The sequence below is a fragment of the Streptomyces lydicus genome, from assembly GCF_000717345.1.
Taxonomy (GTDB): Bacteria; Actinomycetota; Actinomycetes; order Streptomycetales; family Streptomycetaceae; genus Streptomyces; species Streptomyces lydicus.
Genome location: NZ_JNZA01000043.1, coordinates 15,324 through 33,916 on the forward strand (window position 1 = coordinate 15,324; position 18,593 = coordinate 33,916).

At 73.5% G+C, this 18,593-nt stretch carries 15 protein-coding genes; 5 read left to right on the forward strand and 10 right to left on the reverse strand.

The genetic code is table 11. From position 1 onward, the window contains the following. Window positions 1-5: 5 nt before the first annotated feature. The 3 genes from OO62_RS31275 to OO62_RS31285 form a co-directional block, all read right to left on the reverse strand. A complete protein-coding gene (locus OO62_RS31275; protein WP_033271030.1) occupies window positions 6-1,190 on the reverse strand; it encodes a hypothetical protein in 1,185 nt (394 codons plus the stop codon). 53 nt (window positions 1,191-1,243) lie between these two features. Continuing rightward, window positions 1,244-2,014, reverse strand: a complete 771-nt coding sequence (locus OO62_RS31280; RefSeq protein ID WP_033271031.1) for a dioxygenase family protein — start codon at window positions 2,012-2,014, stop codon at window positions 1,244-1,246. Window positions 2,015-2,155: 141 nt separating this feature from the next. Continuing rightward, window positions 2,156-4,522 (reverse strand): ATP-binding protein, encoded by a 2,367-nt coding sequence (locus tag OO62_RS31285; RefSeq protein ID WP_228332345.1) that lies wholly within the window; start codon window positions 4,520-4,522, stop codon window positions 2,156-2,158. Window positions 4,523-4,932: 410 nt separating this feature from the next. On the opposite strand from OO62_RS31285, the gene OO62_RS31290 reads away from it, so the two are divergent. Then, the gene (locus OO62_RS31290; protein ID WP_033271033.1) at window positions 4,933-5,979 is read left to right on the forward strand and encodes an ArsR/SmtB family transcription factor; all 1,047 of its coding nucleotides are present in this window, start codon (window positions 4,933-4,935) and stop codon (window positions 5,977-5,979) included. Here OO62_RS31290 and OO62_RS31295 read toward each other — a convergent pair. Continuing rightward, window positions 5,919-6,323, reverse strand: coding sequence for a hypothetical protein (locus OO62_RS31295; protein ID WP_033271034.1), 405 nt, complete (start codon window positions 6,321-6,323; stop codon window positions 5,919-5,921). The two genes, OO62_RS31290 and OO62_RS31295, sit on opposite strands and share 61 nt — an antisense overlap. 185 nt (window positions 6,324-6,508) lie before the next feature. Between OO62_RS31295 and OO62_RS41435 the strand changes: the two genes are divergently transcribed. Further along, window positions 6,509-8,803 carry an MMPL family transporter gene (locus OO62_RS41435; RefSeq protein ID WP_078617450.1) on the forward strand — a complete coding sequence of 765 codons (2,295 nt, stop codon included), beginning with the start codon at window positions 6,509-6,511 and terminating at the stop codon, window positions 8,801-8,803. A gap of 9 nt (window positions 8,804-8,812) precedes the next feature. On the opposite strand, the gene OO62_RS37200 is transcribed toward OO62_RS41435, so the two are convergent. From OO62_RS37200 to OO62_RS31315, 3 genes are all read right to left on the reverse strand, one after another. Continuing rightward, a complete protein-coding gene (locus OO62_RS37200) occupies window positions 8,813-9,181 on the reverse strand; it encodes an acyl carrier protein (RefSeq protein WP_106974919.1) in 369 nt (122 codons plus the stop codon). Continuing rightward, entirely contained in the window at window positions 9,174-10,361 is a 1,188-nt protein-coding gene (locus OO62_RS31310) for an SDR family oxidoreductase (RefSeq protein ID WP_051733770.1), read from the reverse strand. Before OO62_RS31310 ends, OO62_RS37200 begins: the two co-directional genes overlap by 8 nt. Window positions 10,362-10,573: 212 nt before the next feature. Beyond that, complete coding sequence (locus tag OO62_RS31315; RefSeq protein WP_033271035.1) at window positions 10,574-11,800, reverse strand: beta-ketoacyl-[acyl-carrier-protein] synthase family protein; 1,227 nt, start codon at window positions 11,798-11,800, stop codon at window positions 10,574-10,576. Window positions 11,801-12,389: 589 nt separating this feature from the next. Between OO62_RS31315 and OO62_RS40090 the strand changes: the two genes are divergently transcribed. Continuing rightward, window positions 12,390-12,551 (forward strand): hypothetical protein, encoded by a 162-nt coding sequence (locus OO62_RS40090; protein ID WP_164993242.1) that lies wholly within the window; start codon window positions 12,390-12,392, stop codon window positions 12,549-12,551. Between the two features lie 61 nt (window positions 12,552-12,612). Here the strand turns inward: OO62_RS40090 and OO62_RS31320 are convergent, their stop codons facing one another. The 3 genes from OO62_RS31320 to OO62_RS31330 all read right to left on the reverse strand — a co-directional run bounded on the left by OO62_RS31320 (window position 12,613) and on the right by OO62_RS31330 (window position 14,678). Further along, window positions 12,613-12,951, reverse strand: a complete 339-nt coding sequence (locus tag OO62_RS31320) for an MmcQ/YjbR family DNA-binding protein (protein ID WP_033271036.1) — start codon at window positions 12,949-12,951, stop codon at window positions 12,613-12,615. A gap of 49 nt (window positions 12,952-13,000) precedes the next feature. Then, on the reverse strand, window positions 13,001-13,495 hold the full coding sequence (locus OO62_RS31325) for a potassium channel family protein (RefSeq protein WP_248782306.1): 495 nt from the start codon (window positions 13,493-13,495) through the stop codon (window positions 13,001-13,003). A 178-nt stretch (window positions 13,496-13,673) separates the two neighbouring features. Continuing rightward, entirely contained in the window at window positions 13,674-14,678 is a 1,005-nt protein-coding gene (locus OO62_RS31330) for a trypsin-like serine peptidase (protein ID WP_033271038.1), read from the reverse strand. A 346-nt stretch (window positions 14,679-15,024) separates the two neighbouring features. On the opposite strand from OO62_RS31330, the gene OO62_RS31335 reads away from it, so the two are divergent. Together OO62_RS31335 and OO62_RS31340 are read left to right on the forward strand one after the other, a co-directional pair. After that, window positions 15,025-16,860: a glycoside hydrolase family 15 protein gene (locus OO62_RS31335; protein ID WP_033271039.1), complete on the forward strand. Its 1,836-nt coding sequence runs from the start codon at window positions 15,025-15,027 to the stop codon at window positions 16,858-16,860. Between the two features lie 191 nt (window positions 16,861-17,051). After that, complete coding sequence (locus OO62_RS31340) at window positions 17,052-18,452, forward strand: purine-cytosine permease family protein (RefSeq protein ID WP_051733771.1); 1,401 nt, start codon at window positions 17,052-17,054, stop codon at window positions 18,450-18,452. The last annotated feature ends 141 nt before the right edge of the window (window positions 18,453-18,593 follow it).

Below are 18,593 nucleotides of genomic sequence, written 5' to 3' on the forward strand. Positions count from 1 at the left end.
GCCGTTCAGCCCTTCCAGCGCGTGACCGCCGGGACCAGGTCTCCTTGCTCGGAGATACCGGCGACCCAGAGGCCGGCACTCCCGGGCACCGTCGAGAACCCCCGGACGACGAGCCCCGGGGACGCCGCCCGCTCCCACCGGCCCGTCCGGGCGTCCCGGCGCAGCGCGACCGGCGCCGCCCCCTTGCCGCCCACCGCCCACAGCGTGCCGTCACCGGCCTTGCCGACGGCACGCAGCCGGCCGTCCGGCACGTTCGGTGTCTCCGCCTCCGTCCACGCGGTGCCGTTCCAGTGCACGGCGAGCGGCCGCTCCGCGCCGGCGTCGGTGCTGCCGCCGACCGCCCAGATGTCATCGGCGGCGAGTGCGGTGATCCCGCCCAGCCAGGCGTCCGCCCCCTGGGGACCGGGCGCGGTGACGCGTTTCCAGCTGCTGCCGTCCCAGTGCAGCAGCAGCGCCGTCTGCGGTGACGTGTCATCGGCCGCGTAGGCGGCGCCGGCCGCCCAGACGTCGTCCGGCGCGACGACCGTGACGGCGCTCAGCTCGCCCTTGCCGACGTTCGGGAGGGACTGCCGGTGCCAGCTCGTGCCGTCCCACGACTGGACGGCCGGTACGCCGTCCTTGACCGACCGGGCCATGGCGCGGCCGACCGTCCACGCCGTCCCGTCCGAGGCGGTCGCCACGGCATCGGGGACGACGTTCCCGGCCGGGTCGCGATCCAGTCTGTACGTGGTCCATGCGGAGCCGTTCCAGTGGGCGGAGGCGCTGCCGACCGTCCAGATGTCGGTGGCCGAGCGGACCGCGAGCGCCTGCGGGAAGCTGTTGGCCGGCAGGGTGGACTCCTGGCTCCAGGACGTGCCGTCCCAGCGCAGCGCCACCGCTTCGAGCTGGGTGGCGCTCTTCAGCCGGTAGCCCACGGCCCAGGCCCGGCTGTCGCTCAGCGCCGCCACGGCGGTCAGATCGCCCTTGGTCACGGGCACCGGGAGCGGCTGCCACTGTCCGGCGCGGGAGGCGGCCGCGCCGGAAGTGCCGACGGCCCCGGGCTTGGTGGCGGAGGCCGCCGAGGCCATCGGGCCGCCGGGCGGGCCGGCCAGGACCAGCGCCCCGGTGACCACGGTGGCGGCGAGCACCGCCAGCAGGGGCGCCCGGCGGGATGTCCGGCCGGGCCGGGAGGTGGGGTGGTGCGAAGGCATGACGAATTCCTTCTCTTCGAGAGGGTACGGCTGCGCGCCTGACCGTCCGCGCCCTAAACCGTGGTGCTGAGGACGAAGTCGAAGGTGCCGGTGTAGTGGCCGTCGGCGCTCTCCGGGCCGGTGAGGGCGAGGGTGCAGGCGCGGTTGAGCAGCCGGTCGGCGGCGTTGAGGGCGGCGAAGTCCCGGCCGTACGCCCGGGTGTCGTCGGGGAAGTACAGCTGGGTGACGAGCAGGGGCCCGCCGGACACCTGGACCTGGGTGTGGATGTGTGGTGCGCGCTGGCCCCAACGGCCCCAGTAGTCACGGGGGATGATCGTCCGCAGGCGGTAGCCGCCCCGGCTGTCGGTGTACTGGTGGCCCCGCAGGGAGAACCCCGAGGTGTCGTAGTCGCCGTTCTCGTCGCACTGCCAGAACTCGATGAGCGTTCCGGGCAGCGGCGTGCACGAGGTGTCGTACACCACGCCGCCCAGGTCGAGCCGGACACCGCGGGTGCCGGGAGTGACCAGATCGCCGCGCTCGGGCGAGTGCGGCTTGAACAACGGCCCCTCGATGGACGCCGGGGTCTCCTGCCCCGAGCAGGCGGGGGTGACGGCGAGCGGACGCCCGGCAGCGGCACGCGTCGCCGCCGAGGGCCGGCCGGCCGTCGTGGCCTCGGCCACCGGACCGGCCGCGGCGGCCACGCCCGCCCCCAGCGCCACCGACGTCACGCCCACGGACGTGGACCTGAGGAAGGACCTCCGCGACCTCCCGCGCTCCTCGCCCGGGACCTCCGCGGGCTGCGGGCCGGGTGCCGCCCCCGGGCTGGTGTCGTCGGCGTACCGCATGGCATCTCCTCGCATGGATGGCGTCGTCGGTCGGTGCTCCGCGCCCAGCCTCCGATGCCCCGCCGCGGCGCACATGGGCCGGACGACGGACGCGTTGCGGTGTGACGAAACCCCCTGCGCGACGCCGTGGCACGGCGGTCGTCAGTGCCGCTCCGGTCCGCCCGCGACCCGGACCGCGATCTGCGTACGCGACCGCACCCCGAGCTTGTCCCGGATCCGGTCGAGATGGCTGGCCACGGTGCTCCTGGCGAGCCCCAGATGAGCGGCGATCTGCTGGTTGGTCATGCCCTCGGCAACCAGCCGCGCGACCGCCGACTCCCGCCCGGTCAGCGGACGGTGCACCGCCGCACCGCTTCGGTCCGCGCGTGCCCCGGCGTCCAGGGGGCCGCCCAGGGCGTGGGCGACCAGGCGCGTCCCGCGCAGCCGGCTACCGGCCGCCAGCGCGGCGTCCGCCACCGAAGGGCGCAACCGCTCCCCGGCCCGCGCCACGGCCGCCTCCACCTGCGCCCGCCAGTGCGCCTCAGGCTCGGTGTCGATCCGGCGGCGGGCCGCGGCCGCCGCCGCGTACAGCCGCAGCGCCCGCTCCGCATCGCCGCGCTCGGCGGCCACCACGGCGAGGCCCTCCACCGGGTAGAGCGCATGCAGGCTCTCCCCGTCCGGCGCGGTGCGCAGCACCTCGGCGAACCTGCGCCCGGCGGCGTCCGTGTCGCCCCGCGCCAGCTCGACCGCGCCCGCGGTGTGCAGGGCGGCCGCCAGTTGGCCGGGCGGGGCGCCCGCCGACAGTACGGGCAGACACTCCGCCATCAGCCGGGCCGCCCGGCCGGTACGCCCCAACTGAAGCAGCGCCCAGGCGAGATGGTGGCGGCACAGCGCGAGATCCAGCGGACGGCCGAGCCCGCGGACCACGTCGAGGCACTCGGTGAACACGGCCACCGCGGCGGAGAATTCGCCGCGGCACAGGTGGGCGGCGGCCAGCGCGTCCAGCGCGTTGGCCAGCCCGGCGGGGTGCCGCCGGGCGCGCTCGACGGCGACCGCGTCCTCGGCGAGGGCGAGGGCCGCCGCCGGATCCGCCTGCTGACACGCCGACCGCGCGGCCAGCGCCAGCGCCGCGCCACGCTCCGGGGAGCCGGCCGGCGCGTCCCGGAGGGCGCCCGCCAGGAGGTCGCGCGCGACCGTCAACTGCTCCTGCTGGTACCGCGATCGGGCCAGCGCCACCGCAAGCGGCAACCGGCGACCGTCACCGCGCAGCGCCGCGGCACGGGAAACGGCCGCGGCCAGGTTCTCCTGCTCACCGCCGAGCGGCAGCTCCGCGGTGTCCGGGAACACCGGGCCGGCGAGCCCGCCCGCCGCCTGCCGGGCCAGCCAGTCCAGCGCCCGGTCCCAGGTACCCGCCAGCTCCCCGGCCTCGGCGAGCCGGTCCAACCCGTAGGACCGGACGGCACCGAGCTGCCGGAACCGCTCCGCGCCCGGCCCGTCCCCCCGTACCCGTACGACCAGCGACTTCGCCTCCAGGGCGCAGACCACAGGCAGCACCTGCTCCCGTCGCACGCCCGCCGGCCCACCGCCTTCGTGCCCCCCGGGCCCGTCGACGCAGACCGCGGTGGCCCCCGCCGCGTCGAAGCCGCCGCCGAGCACCGAAAGCCGCCGGAACACCACCCGCTCCGACGCATCCAGCAACCGGTGGCTCCAGTCGATGGTGGCCGCCAGCTCACGATGGCGGCCCGGCCCCGTTCTGCTGCCGCCGGTCAGCAGGGACAGCTGGTCGTCCAGCCCGCGCAGGATGCCGGCCGGCGGGAGCGACCCCGCCCGGCCCGCCGCGAGCTCGACGGCCAGCGGCAATCCGTCGAGCCGACGGCAGATCTCGGCCACCGTACGCAGGTCACCGGGCGCCGGATCGAACCCCGCGTCGCACGACCTGGCGCGCTCCAGGAACAGCCGGACCGCCTCCGAGCGCAGCAGCGCGGCCGGGTCGTGGTCGTCGGCGACGGGCGGCAGCGACAGTTCACCGGCGCGGAAGACGACCTCGCCCGGCACCCGTAACGGCTCACGGCTGGTGGCGAGGATCCGCAGCCGGGGGCAGCGGGCGAGCAGGTCCGCGGCGAGCCGGGCGGCGGCGGCGGCCAGATGCTCACAGCTGTCCAGGACCAGCAGCGTGCTCCGCGCGGTCAGCGCATGGACCAGCGCCTCCACTCCCACCCGGCCGCCGCGCTCCCGTACGCCCAGAGCCGCGGCCACATGCTGCGGAAGCTGCGCCCCCTCCGCCAGCCCGTCCAGCTCCACCAGCTGCGCACGGCCGGTCCGTCCGCCGCGCACACCGCCCGCGAGCTCCACCGCCAGCCGGGTCTTGCCCGTTCCGCCCGGGCCGGTCAGGGTCAGCAGCCGCGCCGACCGCAGCAGCGAGCGCAAGCGGGTCAGTTCCCGCTCGCGTCCGACGAACGCGTCGAGCGGGACGGGCAGCCCGCGGCCCGCCGGTTCCGCGTCCGCCGGCTCCACCTCCACCGCTTCCACGTCCGGCGGTTTCGCGCCAACCGGAACCTGCCGTGCCGCACGCCGCCGGTACGCCGCCTGCCGGCAGGCCCGGGAGCAGTAGCGCGCGGGCCGGCCCCCGCCGCCCCGCGCACGCTCCGCCAGCCGCGCCCCACACACCTCACATTCCCGCACCTCCGCCACACCGGCATCCTGCCCAACACTCGACAGCCGCACCAGCGCCCCCGACCGGGGCCGCGACGCACCGGCCGACCTGCCCAACTCCCCTCGCACCGGCTGAAATCGGCCACCCGTGAATCGGCCGCCGACGACCCGACCCGCCGACGCGCGCACACGTTCCTTGACCGCGGAGAGTCACGTCGTACGCTGCATCCGGGGGTACGTCATCGCCGCTCGGCGGCGCTCTGTGACCGGGAAAACGGGGGGCACGGATGGCCGTGCGCATTCACTTCAGTCTGGAAGATCTCGCCAGGACGCACATCGCCGAACGGCTCGATCCGCTGTGGGAGGTCCTGCTCAGCCTGCACCTGCTCCAGAACCGGGACGGGGCCGCGACCTTCGCCCGCTGGCGCCGGAACACGCTGCCCCGGCTCGACGAACCGGCACGCGCACTGCTCGCCCTCGCCCCGCCGCGCGGCTACAGCCCGGACTTCCTCACGCCCGAGGCGTCCGCCCACGGCCTGGAGGAGGGCCTCGACAGCCTGGCGTCCACCTCCCGCACCCGGCTCCGCACCGACCTCACGCGGTTCGCGCACGCCCACCACGCTCCGCTGTGGGTACGGCAGTTCGGCCAGCGCAACCTGCCGCACCTCGCCGACGCCGTGCGCACCTACTACTCCCTCGCCATCCAGCCGTACGAGAACCGGCTGCGCGGCGATCTGGAGGCGGACCGGACCCGGCGCAGCCGCGACCTGCAGAGCGGCGGGGTGCAGCGGCTCCTCAACACCCTGCACCCCAAGCTGCACTGGCAGTCGCCGGTGCTGGAATTCAGCACGCTGAGCGTGGACCGCGACGTCCACCTGGAGGGGCGCGGGCTGCGCCTGATCCCGTCCTTCTTCTGCTGGCGCAGCCCCATCATGCTCAGGGACCCGGACCTGACGCCGGTCCTGGTCTACCCCGTCGAACGCAGCACGGACTGGGCGGACGACGCCCGCGACGGACACCACTGGCGGAGCGAACCGAAGAGTCCGTGTGCGGCCCTGCTGGGTCCCACCCGGGCCGCGGCCCTGGAGATGGTGGCCGGCGGCTGCACCACGTCCGAGCTCGCCCGCCGGCTCAGCGTCTCACCGGCCACCGCCACCCACCACACCGCCATACTCCGCGAGGCCGGACTGATCGCCTCGTGCCGCACGGGCGGCAGCGTGCACCACACGCTCAGCGCGCTGGGCGAGGCGCTGTTACGGGGTGACGGGAGGGTTCACGAGTCCGGGTGGTCGCGCCGCCAGGGCACCACGACGACCTGGTCCTCGTCCTCGTAGATGATCCGCCCGGGGTCGGTGGACTCGACCCGTTCGCAGTCCACCGCGTGCGTGGCCAGCAGGTCCAGGTAGCCGTCCACGCGCGCGAGGAGATGCACCGCGGTGGACTTGAACCACGCCACCGCGCCCGGGTTCACCGCGTGGTCGTAGACCGAGGGGTCGACCTCCGACGGGTTGGTGTAGTGGGTGTCGTACCAGTCGTTGCCGGCACGCCAGAACCGGTACTGCTCCTCGCTCAGCCTGCCGTCCCGCGCCAGACCGTTGGCCAGCCCGAAGATCCCGGGGAAGTGTCCCCGAGGGCTGCGCGTGGTCCCCTGGAACCGCACGTACACCGTCTCACCCACGCGTCTGCCTCCACCTCACCCGGCCGTCTTCCGGGGGAGTCTGCCAGGCCCGCGACGACCCGGGCGTGGCCGGCGGGGCGAAAACGCCCGGCCCGCGCGGTGCCGTCCGCCATCCGTTCCACGCCCGTCCCCGCCGACGGCGCGTCACCCCGGCCCGGCGGGAGGGCGGCTGGAACATCGGGCCCATGGCGGCGATGCGGACGGGAACGGGCGACAGCGGGCAGGGGCGGGGGCGTGGCCCCTGGGACTGGTGCGTACGGGCTCCGCGCCGGGTGCTGATCGTGGCCGGAATGCTGTGCGTGCTGTTCGGCTGGACGGCGTCCGGGCTGGACCAGCGGCTCTCCGTCGGGGGGTTCGTCGCCTCGGGGACGCCCTCCGCCCGGGCCGAGGAGTGGGCCGCCCGGTTCGGGGCCGACAGCCCGGAACTCCTCCTGGTACTGCACCCGCGGGACGCCCGTGAGTCGCTGGACAGCCCGGCGGTACGGGCGGCGGGACGCCGGATGACCCAGCGGCTCGCTGCCGAACCGGGGGTGCTGCGGGCGCGTTCGTACTGGACCGGCCCGGACCGCCAACTGCAGTCGCCCGACGGGCGGTTCGCGCTCGTACGGGTCGATCTGCGGGGCAGCGAGACCGACACGGCCCGCACCGCGCAGCGGCTGGTGCCGCGCTACACCGCCCGCGGCGGCCCCTTCGACGTGCGGGCCACCGGCGCCGCGTGGAGCCTGGCACAGTCCACCGCACAGGCGCACACGGACCTGGTACGGGCCGAACTGATCGCGGCACCGCTGACCTTCGCGATCCTGGCCGTGGCCTTCCGGTCGCTGTTGGCCGCGCTGCTGCCGGTGCTGGTCGGCGGGGTGTCGGCGGTCGGCGCGCTGGCGGTGCTGAGGGTGCTCACCGCCGTCACCGACGTCTCCGTCTTCGCCGTCAACCTGATCGGGGCGCTGGGCTTCGGCCTCGCGGTGGACTACGCACTGTTCATGGTGGCGCGGTTCCGGGAGGAACGGGCGCGCGGGCTGACACCGCCGGATGCCGCACGGGCCAGTATGCGCACCGCCGGCCGTACGGTCGCGGTGTCGGCGGGCACGGTGACCGCCGCGCTGGCCGCCCTGCTGGTGTTCCCCTTCTCCTTCCTGCGCTCGATGGCGTACGCGGGGATGGCGGTGGTGGTGCTGGCGGCGCTGACGGCGGTGATCGTGCTGCCGGCCGTCCTGGCGTGCTGGGGTCCGCGGGTGGAGTCGTCGGATCCGTTCGCGTGTCTGCGGTGGGCTCCGGCACCGACGATCGGCGCGGACAGCACCCTGTGGCGCGCGGTCGCGCGGGCGGTCACCCGGCGCCCGCTGCGGTGGGGGACCGGCTGCCTGCTGTTGCTGGCGGTGCTGGTGGTGCCGTTCGGGCACGGGCGCCTGGGACTGGCCGACGAGCGGATCCTGCCGGGCGGCGTGGAGGCCCATGCGACAGCCGATCTCATCCGCCGCGAGTGGGGGACCTCCGCCGACGGGGCGCTGACGGTCGTCCTGCCCCGGGCCGATCCGGTGGCCGGGCGCGCCGCACTGGACGCGTACGGACGCAGGCTGTCCGCGCTGCCCGGTGTGCGCGAGGCGGTCACGGCGACGGGACGGTACGAGGGCGGCAGACGGGTCGGCGGGGGAGTGCCGGCCGGTGCCGGCAGCCGGCCGGGCGGCACCGTGGCGACGCTGACGATGACGCCCGACCCGCAGTCCGAGCGGGCCGCCGGCCTGGTCCGCGCGGTGCGCCGCCTGCCGTCCCCCGGCCCCGCGCACCTCGCCGGCTGGGCCGCACAGGTCGTCGACGCCCGCGCGGCGCTGACGAGCAGACTCGCGCCGGCGCTCGCGCTGATCGCCGCGGGGACCCTCACGGTGGTGTTCCTGTTCACCCGCAGCGTCCTGATCCCGCTGAAGGTCCTCGCCGTGGCCGCACTGAGCCTCACCGCCGCGCTGGGCGGTGTCGTCCACGTCTTCCAGGACGGCCATCTGCACCGGCTGCTGGGGGACTTCACCGTCACGGGCACCCTGGACATGACCATTCCGCTGCTGCTGTTCAGCGTGGCGTTCGGGCTGTCCGTGGACTACGAACTGTTCCTGCTGTCCCGGATCCAGGAGCACTACCGGGCCACCGGGGACAACACGGCCGCGGTCGTCCACGGCATCGCCCGCACCGGCCGGCTGTTCACCGCGGCGGCCCTCGCGGTCGCGGTGGCGACCGGCGCGCTCGCCACCTCGGGGGTCCTGCTGCTCAAGGAACTGGGGTTCGGCCTGGCGCTGGCCGTACTCGTCGATGCCACGGTGGTACGCGGTGTGCTCGTACCGGCGGTGATGCGGCTGGCCGGGCGCGCCAACTGGTGGGCGCCCGCCCGGGTCCGGCCGGGGCGGGGCCGGGGACCGGCGCCCGCGGACCCGTGCCCGGGAGGCGAGCCGTCGGCCGCGCCGGAGCTGCCGGCCGCCGGCCGGGCCGGATGAGGGGCCCGCTCACCCCGTGGGCGTACGCTCCGGCCGCGCGGCCGTGCCCGCCGTCTCGGACTCCGACCGGAGCGTCGCGACGTACTCGGCCGCCTCGCCGAGGGTCATCCCGGGGCGCAGTTCGGTGTCGGCGCTGTGCACGCCGAGGTGGGCGCCCATCACGAGGGCGAACTCCAGCAGTGCGAGCGAGTCGATGTCGAGCTCCTCGAACGTCGCGCCGGGCCGCAGCTCGCTCTCCAGGAAGCCGAACGTCTCCGTCAGCGCCGTACAGATCGCGGCGTACGCCTCGGACGCGCCGGGAGACACCGCGGCGGATCCGGGCGGGGAGCCAGGGGCGGACTCGGGACCGGGCAGGGGGGCGGACACGGGATCAGACACGAGCGTTCACAGCTCCCTTCCGTACGGAACCGGCCCGAGCGGAGCCGGCAGGTGACGGGGCGGCGGACACGGCGTCGCTCATGCCGGCGCGCACGTACTCCGCGGTGAGTTCCCCGGGCGGATCCAGGCCGGCCGTCGCGGCTGCCAGCCGCGTCCGGTCGTAGCGGCGCCGGGACCACCAGTGCGGGGTCAGTCCGGCGGCCAGCCGCATCAGGGACCGTTCGAGCGGCCGCATCCGTTCCGGGGCGAGCTCCGGATCGAGCTCGATGTCGAGCCAGTCGCACGGCTCCAGCGCGAGACGCAGCAGCCTCTGCACCGAGCAGTCCTGAGGGTGGGTCACATGAAACGTCTCGACCCCGGCCGCCTCGCGCGTCGCACACCGCAGCATCGCGGCCACCGCCCAGTCCACCTGGAGCAGGTTGACCAGGGCATCGGGCCGGCCGGGCATCCGCGCCGTGTACGGAAAGCTCAGGTCCTCGGCGGCCAGACCGGCGGCGCGCAGCACGAGCGCACGGTCCTGCTGACCGAGCAGACTGGTCCGGGCGGCCTGCACCGCCAGCCAGTGGCGCGGCTCGCCCGGCTCCGCGGGCCGGCCCGTGACCAGCAGGGCCGGCCGGAACACCACCGCCGCCCGGCCGGTGTCCTGCGCCCAGCGGCGCACCCTCACCTCGGCCCGGTACTTCGACTCCTCGTAGGCGGTGGCGAACCCGTACCGCTCCTCCAGCGCGTCCTCGGGCACCACGCCCTCGCGCCGCTTCCCGGCCACGAACGCCGTACTGATGTGGAACAGCCGCGTCCCGCGCGCACCCGCGGCGAGCAGTTCCAGGATGCGCCCGGTGCCCTCCACATTGGTCCGGTGGAGCGCCGCCGCCCGACCCAGCGGACTGGTGTCCGCGGCGCAGTGCCACACCTCCTGCGTCCGCCACGCCAGCGCGCTGTGCTCCGCGGCGGACAGCCCCAGCCGGGGCGCGGTGAGTTCGACCGGTACGGGGGTCACCCGCCGGCGGAAGTCGGTTTCCTCGCACCGGGAACCGGTACTGCGGACGGCCCGCAGCAACCGGTCCCGGGCTGTCTCCGGATCGCCCCGTACCAGGGCGCAGACGGGTCGGTCGTCCCTCCGCAGCAGCGCGGCGAGCAGATGGGCTCCGAGGAAGCCGGTGGCACCGGTGACCGTGATCAACGACTCACTCCTTCGACGGCGTGCCGGCCAGGACGCGGCAGCGCCGCCGAGCCGCACCCCACAACACCCGCACAACGGATGATTGTCCTATTTATGTGCAGTACGTTGCAGTATGTCGGAGCGTCAGGGAACGCGCTCCTCGGCGCACAGGCGACGGACGGGCATTCGCGTGAAGTCTCCGGGGGCCGCCCCGACCGCCCCGCCGTACGGAGCTACTGCGCCGCGCGGAACACCAGGACCGCGTTCTGCCCGCCGAAGCCGAACGCGTTGCTCACCGCCGCCGCCATCCGCACCGGCCGCGGCACCTTGCTGACCACGTCCAGCTCGATGTCCGGATCCAGGCACCGCAGATTCGCCGTCGGCGGGACCACCTGCTCCTGAAGTGTCAGCACCGTGCAGGCCGCCTCGATCGCCCCCGCGCCCCCGGCCGCGTGCCCCAGCGCGCCCTTCACCGCCGTGACCGGCGGCGGCCGGCGGAACACCTGCCGCAACGCGAGCGCCTCGGCCCGGTCGTTGAGCACCGTCGAGGTGCCGTGCGCGTTGACGTGGCCGATGTCCCCCGGCTCCAGCCCGGCATCGCCCAGCGCCGCCGACAGCGCCTCGGCCGCCCCGCGCCCTTCCGGGTGCGGCGCGGTGAAGTGGTACGCGTCGCACGAGGCGCCGTACCCCGCCAGATAGGAACGCACCCGGGCCCCGCGGGCCCGGGCGTGCTCCGCCCGCTCCAGCACCAGCATCCCGGCCCCCTCCGCCAGGACGAAGCCGTCGCGGTCCGCGTCGAACGGCCGGGAGGCCCCCGCCGGGTCGTCGCCACGACGGGAGAGCGCGCCCATCTGATGGAAGCACGCCGCGGGAATGCGGCTGCACAGCGATTCGCTGCCGCCCGCCACCACCACGTCGCAGGCCTCCGCCAGCAGCAACTGCCGTGCCGTGCCCAGCGCCGTGGCACCCGAGGCGCACGCCGTGCTGACCGTCAGGTTCGGCCCGCGGACCCGCAGGTCCATCCCCACTTCGCCGGCGACCATGTTCGGCACGCTGCGCGGAATGGCCAGCGGGGAGATCTCGGTGGCCCGCCCACTGGTGAGCTTGGCGAACTCCTCCTCGTACCGCTCCATGCTCGCGGTGCCGACGCCCAGGACGACGCCCACCCGCAGCGGGTCCCAGTGGTCCGTGCCGAGGCCCGCGTCGGCCACCGCCTCGCGGGCGGCCACCAGCGCCATCGCCGCGCACCGATCCAGCCGCCACGACAGCCGCCGCCCCAGGCGCTCCGCGGCGTCGAAGCCGGGCACCCGGCAGCAGAAGTCCACCGGCAGCCCGTCGAGCGCCGGATCGCGCGCGGCGGGGGACTCGCCGGACAGCAGCCCGTGCCAGGTGGCCGCCACCCCCACTCCTGCGGGCGTGACCAGCCCCAGCCCCGTGACGGCCACCTCCCGCGCCCTCATCCGGCCCCCACTACCAGCGCACCTGCCCCAGTGATCTCCGGCATCCGGCCAGTATCGGCAGCGGACCGCCGTCTCCCGGCATGCCGAGCCGCACCGTCCCCCGACCAGCGCAGCGGCGCACCCCGCCCGTTCCGCCACGGGAGCCACCCCGCGACAGCCGGTGCACCTCAGGCCCAGGCAAAGCGCGCGAGACGGCACGCAACATCACATTCACCGGTGAATGGCCAGCAAAACCATGAACGTGACTGCAGGGCGCGAATGTTGCCTAGGTTTATCGACGGCCGCAACGTCCTATACGCGCATCAAGCGGTCGGGAACCTCGCCAAAGGGAAGCCGTTAACCCTCATTGGACTGCAATAGCCATCAATACCGCTCAGCGGTCTCAGGCTCTGGGATGATCTTTTGCGTGCTCGGCACGCCCATGACAGGATGTCCGGGCCGCGCGGGGGAGCGGCGCACGAGTGGCGGGCAACCTCCCTTCGCGCACCAAGAGTTCAGCTGACAACTGAGGTGCTCCCTTCTTCCCGGGGCGGCGAAACTGCTGAGCCGCAGCCACAACAGACACGGGATTGGGACCAGGAACAGCGACATGACTACTGCGACACACACATCCGGCCGTACCCCTATCTACGAAGAGCTCGTCAAGCAGCACGGCGATGTCCTCGCCGAAACCCGCGAGGCCGCGGAGCATTCCCAGCTGAAGGCTTCCCAGGCCCTGGACTGGAGCGATCTGCGACGTCGCCACCAGTGACGGCGTGGCGATTCCGTCGGTGACGGTGGCTGCTCGGGCATTCCGGCCGGGAAACGCGCCCTCACCCGGAAAAGGTCTCCAACAGCCGCGGCGGGGCTGCCTGCTTCCACGAGTCGACGAGGATGTCCCGCAGCTCGTCCATGTCGTCCAGTTCCGCCAGCCGGACCCGCACCCAGGCGGAGCCCGCCTCGTGCGGCGGCACCCAGAATTTCTCCGGTTCCGCGGCGATCAGCTCCTTCCGCTCATGGACCGGGCACCGCACCGCGAACGAGGTCTCGTCGTCGGGGACCGTGACGAACATCTTCCCGGCGACCCGGAACGTGGGCATCTCCCAGGCTTCCTTCTCCACCGTTTCCGGCAGCGAGAGGGCAATACGGCGGACATCAGCGGAATCGATCACGCCACCACTTTAGAGGCGCCGACGCCTGCGCGGACACGGCTTTCTTCCGTCAGGCGGAGGGGTGCGAGCCCCGGTCCCTGAGCAGGGTCTCCACATGGTCGAAGCGCGCGTGCAGGGTGTGCAGCTCCGAGTGGAACGCCTCCGCGTCCTCACGTGCGTGATTCCCCACCGCTTTCCCCAGCCGGGCCACGTCCTGCTCCGCCTGTCCGACGAACCAGGTGGCGAGCGCGGCCGTGATGACACCGAACGCCGTGATGGCGCTGAGCATCAAAAGGGCGGCGACGACGCGGCCCCACAACGTCACCGGGTAGAAATCCCCATAACCCACCGTGGTGGCCGTCTCGAACGACCACCACAATGCCTTCGGGTACGACGTGATATTGGCGTGCGGCGCCCCCGATTCGGCGACCAGGACCAGCGCGGCACCCCCCAGCAGCATCGCGGTCATGACGAGGGAGACCCAGAACACCGCCTGTGCGTGCAGTCGACGCCACGCCTCATTCCTGAAGAGGCGATTCAGTACGGAGACGAGAAACGAAGGCACCAACGGGGCGTCACCTTTTCCTGCTGACCTGGTGGACAACCGGCCTTCCCCCGCCGCCGACATTAACAGGGACCGTCACCATGCCCGGCGATATCGGCGAGCATGGTGACGAGGCGTCACATTGTTCCCGGATTCCCCTTACCGAATTCCGGCCTTCCCGGATTTCCGACGCCGGCGGTCAGTCCGAGGAGGACGCGGCCTGACGGGGGCCGGCGGGGGTGTCGCCGCGCACGGCGTGCAGATAGAGCGCCAGGGTGTCGAGCGTGAAGTACGAGCTGTAGGAGACGTCCGGGAAGTCGCCGCCCGTGTGATAGCCGCCGATGACGCCGATCAGCGCGTAGCCGGTGAAGTCCCGTACCAGGAAAGGACCGCCGGAGGTGCCGCCGATGTAGCCGGCGCAGGCGATCTCCAGGAAGTCACCGGGCGCCGCCGGGTCGGTGCTGGTGTACCGGTGGGTGGACGAGGTGCAGTCGAGCGGTTTGGGATGGGTGGTGTCGCTGCTGCCGGGGTAGCCGATGAGGCGTACCTCGGGGTGGCGGTAGCCCGGGTAGGGGAGCAGGTCGAAGCCGCCGGTCACCTCCTCCACCTCGGCGCCGTCCGCGCGCGCCCCCAGCCGTACCACCGCGTAGTCCCAGCGGGCACCCGCCGCCGTCCCGAGGTCGTAGTAGCGCTGGTCGAGGTAGATGCGGTCGACGGGGTAGATCCCGTGCGGCTTCAGCCCGTCGTGGTACTGAGGCACGAACGACAGATGGCGCTTGGGGTCGGGCGAGCGCAGGCAGTGTCCGGCGGTCACCACGAGATCGCGGTTCGGGCTGTGGATGACCGTTCCGCCGCAGAACCGGCCGGTGTTGCTGCCGTCCGTCCAGAAGAACGTGCCGACTTGCGGGAGTCCGTCGAACGGATGGCTCGGCGGGACCGGATCCGCCGCGAGGTCCGTTTTGCGTCCCTGTCCGGCGCCCGGCCGCGCCGTGCCGGTGGCCGCGGCAGCCCTGGTGGCGACGGCAGGTTCGGCGGCCCGCATCCGCTGCGGACTCCAGTACTCCTCCGCCGCCGAGGCGGGCGACGGGGCGTCCGTGCCAGCCGCGCGGGCCGGCGACCAGGGCGGGACGGCGAGCGGCAGGCCGAGAAGCAAGGTGGTGAGCACGAGCGTGAGGCGGGCGCGTACGGCGAGGGGTCTGCTCATGGTCCGGGGTCCTCCCGAGGGCACGGCGTACGGAACGAGAGACGTACGGGGCAGGCGTGACGGGCGAGCGACGGCTGCGGCGGGCGAGAGACAGGAGAGGGCAAGCGAGCCATGGTCCTACGGCGGGCCGGTGCGTGGCGAGAGGCCGGGCGGAATTGCGGGGGAAGGAGTGGCGTGGTTCGCCGGGTCGGCGGACCGGTCGGGTGTGGGCCGGGTGTGAGCGGGCTCTACGGCGTGGCCGCGCCCGGCACCACCTCCGGGCCGTTCCGGTCGTCGTTCGCCGCCCGGAACCGGCCGGAGGTAATCTGAACCCAGTGCTCCTGCTCCCCAGCGCCGGGGAGGTCCTATGACCACCTGCGAGAGCCTCCGCCCCAGCAGGGCGGACGAGCCCCGCTACCTGCCCATCGCCGAGCACGGCCTGATCGGCGACATGCGGACCGCCGCGCTCGTCGGGACGAACGGCACCATCGACTGGTACTGCCCCCTGCGCTTCGACGCCCCCAGCGTCTTCGCGGCCATCCTGGACGCCGACCGCGGCGGGGCCTTCGAACTCGCCCCGGACGTGCCCGCCCGGAGGAAGCAGTTCTACTTCCCCGACACCAACATCCTGATCACCCGGTTCTTCGCCGACAACGGCGTCGGTGAGGTGCAGGACTTCATGCCGATCGTCGACGACTCGCGCGAGGCGGACCGTCACCGGCTGATCCGGCGCGTGCTGTGCGTCCGCGGGTCGCTGCCGTTCACCGTACGGGTGGCGCCCCGGTTCGACTACGGCCGGCAGACGCACGCCGTACGGACCGAGCAGGGCCACACGGTCTTCGACTCCCCGGACCTTTCGCTGGCCCTGACCTCCAGCGTCCCGGTTGAGATCGACGGGCCGGACGCCCGGGGCGCCTTCACCCTGCACGAGGGCGAGGCGGCGGTCTTCGCGCTGGACCGGATCGGCGACGGGCTGAAGCCGCGGGCCTGCGCGGTCACGGAGGCGGAGGAGCTGTTCGGGGCCACGGTGCGGTACTGGCGCTCATGGCTGTCGCACTCCCGCTACCGGGGACGCTGGCGGGAGATGGTGCACCGCTCCGCACTCACCCTCAAACTGCTGACCTACGCGCCCACCGGCGCCCTGGTGGCCGCCCCCACTACCAGCCTGCCGGAGCAGATCGGTGGCGAGCGGAACTGGGACTACCGCTACGCCTGGGTGCGCGACGCCGCATTCTGCATCTACGCGCTGCTCAGGCTGGGCTTCACCGACGAGGCCCGGGCCTTCGCGCACTTCCTGTCCGAGAACATCTGCCTGCAGTCCGGCCCCGACGGGCCCTTGCAGATCATGTACGGCATCGACGGCCGCAGCGATATCCCCGAGACCGAACTGACCCACCTCCAGGGCCACTTGGGATCCTCCCCGGTACGGATCGGCAATGACGCGGTCGCTCAGCTCCAACTGGACATCTACGGCGCCCTCATCGACTCCCTCTACCTCTACGACAAGTGGGGAGAGCCGCTGTCCAGCGCCCACTGGGACACCGTCGGCATGCTCGTGAACTGGGTCTGCGACAACTGGGACCAGCCCGACGAGGGCATCTGGGAGACCCGGGGCAAGGCCCAGAAGTTCCTCTACTCGCGGCTGATGTGCTGGGTCGCGATCGAGCGGGCGATGCGGATCGCCAATCACCGCGGCCTGCCGGCGGATGTGCTCCGCTGGGCGGAGACACGGGACGCGATCTACCGGCGGATCATGGAACGCGGCTGGTCCGAGAAGCGCAAGGCGTTCGTCCAGCACGAGGGCGAGGACGTGCTCGACGCCGCCGTCCTGATGATGCCGCTGGCCAAGTTCATCTCGCCCACCGATCCGAAATGGCTCTCCACCCTGGACGCGTTGGGCGAGGAGCTGGTGTCCGACTCGCTGGTCTACCGCTACGACCCGCGCCGGAGCCCGGACGGGCTGCGCGGCGAGGAGGGCACCTTCTCGATCTGCTCGTTCTGGTACGTCGAGGCGCTCTCCCGGGCCGGCCGGGTGGACGAGGCGCGGCTCGCCTTCGAGAAGATGCTGACCTACGCCAATCACCTCGGCCTCTACGCGGAGGAGATCGGCCGCACCGGCGAACAGACGGGGAACTTCCCCCAGGCATTCACCCACCTGGGGCTCATCAGCGCCGCCTTCAATCTGGACCGGGCGCTGGGCTGAGGAGCCGGGGATTCCTCCCGGCCGCTCAGGACGAGGGGCAGCCGCCGCCGGCGCGCCCTCGTAGGACACGAGCAGACATCGAAGGGCAGCCTTCTGCGCGCCGCCTCCAGGGCGAGCCGTCGCGGGGGCCCCTGAGGGCGGCGCGGGCGTCCGGCCTACCGTGGGGCGGGTCTGTTGACGTCTGGAGAGTCATGATCATCGATGAGTCCGCCTTCCGTGGGCGGATGCCCGCCCGGGCCGGCGACCTGGCGGTCGAGCGGCACGGGATAGAGCCGGTGCCCGAAAGCAACCGCTACGGGAAGCCTGCCCGGCTTTTCACCGTCTGGTTCGCCCCGAACCTCACCATGACCGGGGTCTTCACCGGCACCGTGGGCGTCTCCCTGGGGCTGGACTTCTGGACGGCCCTCACCGCCATGGTGCTCGGCACCCTCCTCGGCGCGCTGCCGGCCGCCTACCTCTGCACCTGGGGCAGCCGCACCGGGACCGGGCAGCTACCGCTGTCCCGGCTGGCCTTCGGCGCCGGGGTGGTGCTGCCGGGCGTCACCCAGTGGCTCTCCTCGGTCGCCTGGGACGCGCTCATCGGCCTCTTCGGCGGCGAGGCGCTGGCGCAGCTGCTCGGCTGGCCGTTCTGGCTCGGTGCGCTGGTGATCCTGCTGCTCCAGGGCGTCGTCGGGGTCTTCGGCTACGAGGTCCTGCACCGCCTCCAGACGGTGATGACCTTCGTGCTGGGCGCGGCCTTCCTGGTCATCGGCGCCAAGCTGCTGTCCGGTGTCCCGCTGCCCGCGACGGGCTCGGCGCACGGTGCCGACCGCCTCGGCGCCTTCGTCCTGACCAGCACCATCGCGCTCAGCCTGGCGCTGTCGTGGGCACCGTACGCCTCGGACTTCAGCCGCTATCTGCCGGCCGGCACGTCCCGGCCCCGGATGTTCTGGTACTCCCTGCTCGGCATGGTGCTCTCCTTCGCATGGGTCCAGACGCTGGGGCTGTGGGGGGCCGGGCTGTTCACCGACCAGACCGCCGCGGGAGTGCACGGCCTGCTGGGCGGCGGCGCCCTGGGGGCCTTCGGGCTGCTGTCCATCGCCGCCGCCGCGGTGTGCAGCAACGCCATGAACGACTACAGCGGCTCGCTCGCCCTCCAGGCCACCGGCCTGCGGGTTCCCCGGCCGCTCGCCGCCGCGGCCGCGGCCGTCCTCGGCTTCCTGCTGGTCCTGTGGCTGCACGCGGCGGACACCACGGTCCGCTTCCAGAACCTGCTGCTGTTCGTCGGCTACTGGATCCCCGGATTCGTGGGCATCGTGCTGGTCGACGCGCGGCTGCGGGCCAGGGCCAGACGGGGCGCACCGCTCGACGTCGCCGCGGAACTCGCCCGGCCGCAGCCGTGGTGGCCGGCGTGTGCCGCGTTCGTCGCCGCCTTCGCCGCGGCCGTGCCCTTCATGGACACGACCCTGTACGTCGGGCCGGTGGCGGCGGCGCTGCACGGCGCGGACCTCGCCTACTACGTGGCCTTCGTCGTGGCCGTGGCGGTCTACGCCCTCCTGCGGCGCGTCGCGGGGCCGGGCGGCCCCGTGCGAGAGACGTCCGCCCTCGGGTGACCTCCGGCCTTCCGCGTACGCCCCCGGACCTGGCGACATACCCCAGGGACGACCGGGGGACGGCCGAAGGAGGGAGCAGCCGGCGGTGTCGCCTCGTACCCCAGGAGGGTTTGGCGCGCCGTTCGTGTCGGACGGGTGCGG